Source organism: Saccharopolyspora sp. (assembly GCF_017434145.1).
Taxonomy (GTDB): Bacteria; Actinomycetota; Actinomycetes; order Mycobacteriales; family Pseudonocardiaceae; genus Saccharopolyspora_C; species Saccharopolyspora_C galaxeae.
In genome coordinates this window covers 1-3,477 of sequence record NZ_JAFRFW010000130.1, presented here as the reverse complement: position 1 = coordinate 3,477, position 3,477 = coordinate 1, and the positions used below count along the sequence as shown (strand labels likewise).

3 protein-coding genes and 1 pseudogene are annotated in these 3,477 nt (G+C 70.4%); 1 reads left to right on the top strand and 3 read right to left on the bottom strand.

All coding sequences use genetic code 11. From position 1 onward, the window contains the following. A partial coding sequence (locus IJH84_RS03465) for an AMP-binding protein (RefSeq protein WP_295140054.1) occupies positions 1 to 1,122 on the bottom strand: 1,122 nt, incomplete at its 3' end. A 290-nt stretch (positions 1,123 to 1,412) separates the two neighbouring features. Here IJH84_RS03465 and IJH84_RS03460 point away from each other — a divergent pair. Then, entirely contained in the window at positions 1,413 to 2,204 is a 792-nt protein-coding gene (locus IJH84_RS03460; RefSeq protein WP_295140052.1) for an amidohydrolase family protein, read from the top strand. Positions 2,205 to 2,310: 106 nt separating this feature from the next. Here the strand turns inward: IJH84_RS03460 and IJH84_RS03455 are convergent, their stop codons facing one another. Further along, on the bottom strand, positions 2,311 to 3,057 hold the full coding sequence (locus tag IJH84_RS03455; protein ID WP_200069487.1) for a FadR/GntR family transcriptional regulator: 747 nt from the start codon (positions 3,055 to 3,057) through the stop codon (positions 2,311 to 2,313). Between the two features lie 147 nt (positions 3,058 to 3,204). Continuing rightward, positions 3,205 to 3,477: pseudogene (locus tag IJH84_RS03450) on the bottom strand (hypothetical protein); the annotation flags it as partial.

The following is a 3,477-nucleotide window of genomic DNA, read 5'->3' as shown; positions in this document are numbered from 1 at the left end:
GACCGTGCCGGGCGCCGCCGCCAGCTCCCGCGGGGTCGCGACCGCGGCGACCGCGGCCTCGGTCGAGCCGTACAGGTTGTAGAGCACGTCGCCGAGCACCGCACTGGCCCGCTGCGCCAAGGCGGGGGCCAGCACCGAGCCGGAGACCACGACCGAACGCACCGAGGACAGCAGCTCCCGCAGGAAGCGCTCGTCCAGCTCCAGCAGCCGATGCAGCATCGTCGGCACCAGGACCACGCAGGTGCAGCCGTTCTCGTGCACCGCCCGGGCGAGCTGCCCGGGATCGAACCTCCGGTGCACCACGACGGTGCTGCCCAACCCGAACGCGACCGTCAGCTGGGAGAAACCGATCGCGTGCGACAGCGGTGCGGCCAGGAAGGTCCGCTCGTGCGCCCGCAGCGGGATCCGGTCCAGGAAGTCCGCGGCGGCCAGCGCGGAGCGGACCTGGCGGCGCGCGCCCTTCGGGCGGCCGGTGGTTCCCCTGGTGAGCAGCACGACGCTGCCCGGGCGGTCCGGTTCCGGCAGCGGCGCGCCGTCGTCGGCCTCCGCCACCAGGTCCGCCAGGCTCGGCCCCGCGCCGCGCGGCTGCGGCGCCTGCCAGGCCCCGAAGCACGGCAGCCGCAACCGCGCCTCCTGCACCAGCGGGTGGAATTCACCGTCGAGCACCAGCGCTGCCGCGTCCTCGCGGGCGAGCACGTCGGCCAGCTGCGGGGCGGCGAACCCGGTGTTGACGAGCACGACGTGCACGCCGATCCGGCCGCACGCCAGTTGTGCCAGCACCAGCCACCGGTGGTCGCGGCACAGCACGGCGATCGTGTGTCCGGGCTCGAATCCCCGTTCCAGCAGTGCGAGGGCCAATGCGCGCGAGGCGCGGTCCAGTTCGGCGTAGGTCAGCGTGCCGTGTTCGTCCACCAGTGCGGCGGCGTTCGGGCGGGTGCGCAGCGCGTGCCGCAGCGCGCCGACCAGTGGGCCGTGGTCGCGCACGTCGGCGAGCCCGCGCAGCGCGGTGGCGGGCGCAGTGGCTGAGGCCATCCCCGCGCGCGTGAGCACTTGGAACCCGCGCAGGTTCTGCACGGCTCGGCGCACCGAGCTCGATCTGCCTTCGTGGTCGTCCCGCGCCATGGTGCCCCTCCGAACGTTTACAACGGGAAATGTAAACAAAACCTTCTACCGACCCGGCTTCGAGCACGTCAAGACAGCCGGTCCGGCCGCGCGATTCGTTGTCATGCGGGTGATAAAAAACCGGCTGACCATGAACGATTCGGCAACGACGTCCACTTTGGAGTTCGGTTCCGCCGGGTCCGCGGCACCGCTCGTGCCGACCACTGTGGACCGATTACTAACCATTGTAATGATTTTCAGCTTCTGCTAGGTTGCTCCGCGAGGATCGCCACCGCCCACCGGAGGTCGACGTGATCATCGACGCGCACACCCACGTGTGGCCGGACGCGATCGCGGAGAAGGCGCTCGGCGCGAACGCGCTGCCCGGCCTGCGCGCGCTGCGCGACGGCAAAGCGGGCACGCTGGCCGCGGACATGCGCGCGAACGGCATCGACCACAGCGTGGCGCTCGGCGTGGCCGGCGCGGCCAAGCACGTCGACCGCACCAACGAGTTCGTGTCCTCGCTCGACCGCGACCGGTTCACCCCGTTCGGCACCGTGCACGTGGATCAGTCCGTGGAAGCGAACCTGGCCAGCCTGCGCAGGCACGGCATCCACGGGGTCAAGGTGCACCCGCTGTTCCAGGGCTTCGGCCTGGAGGACCCGCGGTTGTGGGAGCTGCTCGAGGCGTTCGGCTCCGAGTTCCCGGTGATCACGCACGTCGGCGCGGGCGGCAGCGGCGCGGTGAACTCGCTGAGCACGCCGAAGATGCTGCGCAAGATCGTACGCACGTTCCCGCAGCTGCGGCTGGTCGCCTGCCACTTCGGCGGCTACCACATGCTGGAAGAGGCCCGGGAGGAATTGCGGGACCTGCCGATCGTGCTGGAGACGAGCTGGCCGCCGGGGCTGGCCACGGTGCACCCGGGCACCGTGCGCGAGATCATCGGCAGGCACGGCGCGGAACGGGTCGTGTTCGGCTCCGACTGGCCGATGGCCGATCCGGCCGCGGAAATCGCCGCCATCGGAGCGCTCGGCCTGGGCGACGAGACCGAAGCGGCGCTGCTCGGCGGCAACCTCTCCCGAGTGCTGCGGCTGCCCGTTTGAGCAGCCGCCTTGGGGGTGCGTCACCGGGCCGGCAACGGCGGCGCCAGGACACCCCCTTCGAGGCGTCCGAGGTCGCACCGCCCCTGCCGCGGAACCGCCTCCGAGCTCACCGCCAGTCCACGACCTCGTTCATGAGCTGCGGTTCCTTCTTCGCGACCATCTTGGCGTACTCGCTCATGTGCTCGCGCATGAGTTCTTCGGCGCGGTCGCCGTCGCCGTCCACGATCGCGTCGGCGATCTGCCCGTGCACCTTCTTCACCTCCGCGCGGCGGCGGCTGACGAACAGCACGCCGGAAACCCGCTCGGTGAAGATGTCCTTGAGCGCGCGGGCGAAGATGTTCAGCAGGCCGTTGCCGGACATGGACAGCACCTTGGCGTGGAAGGCGCTGCTGGCGCGCAACCACTCGGCGGAGTCCTCCGCGTCGAAGCCCTCCTGCACGATGGTGCGCAGCTGCTCGTTGTCCTCCGGATCGCGCCGCTCGGCGGCCAGCCGCGCGACCAGCGGTTCGACGATCAGCCGGGCCTCCACCAGCTCGCTGAACCGGATTCCCATCACCTGGAAGAACAGCGTGCACATCCGGCCGAACTCGCGACTGTCCACATCGGCCACCACGGGACCGCCGCCGGGGCCGGGCTTCATCCGCACCAGGCCGTGGGTCTCCAGGACGCGCAGCGCCTCCCGCAGCGAGGCGCGGGCCACCTGGTAGCGGCCGAGCATCGCGCTCTCGGATTCCAAGGTGGAGCCGGACGGCAGCTCGCGCTTGGCGATGTCCCGCACGATCTCCCGCGCGATGATCGCCGACACCTTCTCGCCGCGCCGTTCCCAAGCGGCCCCGGACACAGGTTCATTCATAATAGTTGTCATGGTAGTGGCCGCTTTGTGGCCGGTCGCGCCAGGGCACGCGGAAAGTCGCACATATTTTCCGCAAGTGCTCCGGTTGCGCGGAGCAACCGTGGTGGCTGCTGCCTGTTGTGATCGATGTGGCGATCACTTCCGTGCTCATCGGGCTCTACCCGTGCTTCTCCACCGGCCCGATGGCTGCGGAGCGGCTTCGCGTGGCGTGCACAACAGCGCCGCCATACCCAGCGCGGCGGGCAGTACGAACAGGTAGAAGTCACCGCGCAGCCCGAGACCCGCGGTGATCGCGAAGGCACCGAGCATCGGTCCGAGGATCGCGCCCACCCGGCCGACCGACAGGATCCCGCCGAGCGCACCTGCGCGGACCCCGGCCGGGAAGCGTTGCGCGATGTAGCCGTTGAGCACGATCTGCGT